This window comes from Mycolicibacterium neworleansense (genome assembly GCF_001245615.1).
Lineage (GTDB): Bacteria > Actinomycetota > Actinomycetes > Mycobacteriales > Mycobacteriaceae > Mycobacterium > Mycobacterium neworleansense.
Genome location: NZ_CWKH01000005.1, coordinates 1 through 1,097 on the forward strand (window position 1 = coordinate 1; position 1,097 = coordinate 1,097).

General features: G+C 63.2%; 1 protein-coding gene. It reads left to right on the forward strand.

Translation table 11 applies throughout. The features are described 5' to 3' along the window. Nucleotides 1-34: 34 nt before the first annotated feature. Nucleotides 35-733 (forward strand): MspA family porin, encoded by a 699-nt coding sequence (locus BN2156_RS30305; protein WP_090518665.1) that lies wholly within the window; start codon nt 35-37, stop codon nt 731-733. Nucleotides 734-1,097 lie beyond the last annotated feature (364 nt).

Sequence of the window (1,097 nt, forward strand, 5' to 3'; positions counted from 1 at the left end):
ACGATCCAGAACCACGAGAGGCGCAAGTTCACGCATGTTGAGTCGTTTTGCCACCCTGGCTGCAGTCTGCATGTTGGCCCCTGTAGCGATTGCGCCCCTTGCACAGGCTGATCCCCCGCCCCCGCCGGACCCGGCCGTCCCGGTCGCCGATGCCCCGCCGCCCCCGCCGGTCGACACCGGCGCTGTGCCGTCGGCCGCACCCGGTGTGCTCGACACCCCGGACGGCTGGCACGTCACCGTCAGCGGCAGCAACGAGAGCCAGCTGCCCGTCGCCCCGCTGACCACCGCCATCACTTCGCGCGAGTACCTCGTCGGTGGCACGTTCACCGGCAAGATCACCGGCAAGGGCAAGACCAAGCTCACCGGCGGATCACTGGAGGCCGGCCAGCAGATCGGCTGCGGCATCGTCTCCGACGAGATGGAAATCAACCCTGGCGCAAGCTTTTCCCCGTCGATCAGGGTCCCGTTCACCGGCGCGGCCACTGACGTCGGCTTCGGTACCGGTATCAACCTTCAGGGCAAGGTCTACCTCAAGCCGGGTACGGTCACGATCGTCCCGATCGACAAGAAGTCCTTCAAGGGCAGCGAGACGCGCGTGACGATCACCGGTGTCCGGATCAAGTTCGACCAGTGCGCCGGCCAGTCCTTCATCCGCTCCTACGCGACGCTGACGGCCTCGACCGACAACACTGACGACGTCGTCACCTACCTCGGAGTCACCAAGGCGGTCTGACACCTTCTGCCACCCCAAGAGGCGTGGTTGAACCGGTTCGTTCCGGTTCAACCGCGCCTTTTGCTGTTTGAAGGACACTGAGCGTCAATGCATTTCGCCGCGACCGAGAGAGTGCTGGGCCAACCGCCTTGCCCCACAGCGTGTTATCAGCCGGCTCACAGTTTCAAAACCCCCACTGGACGGAAGTCTGGTCAGAACTGTTGGGGCGTTGTTCACCGTTTCGAAACGCGATCCATACATGATTCGTCGCGACAGATTCCTTGGATGCCATGGCTTCTGACGACCATGACGCGTCGCAGACCATCAGGATCCAGAACCACGAGAGGCGCAAGTTCACGCATGTTGAGTCGTTTTGCCACCCTGG

Bases quoted from the DNA above. Each gene is read 5' to 3' on its own strand.
- BN2156_RS30305 (WP_090518665.1), top strand. From the start codon at position 35: ATGTTGAGTCGTTTTGCCACCCTGGCTGCAGTCTGCATGTTGGCCCCT.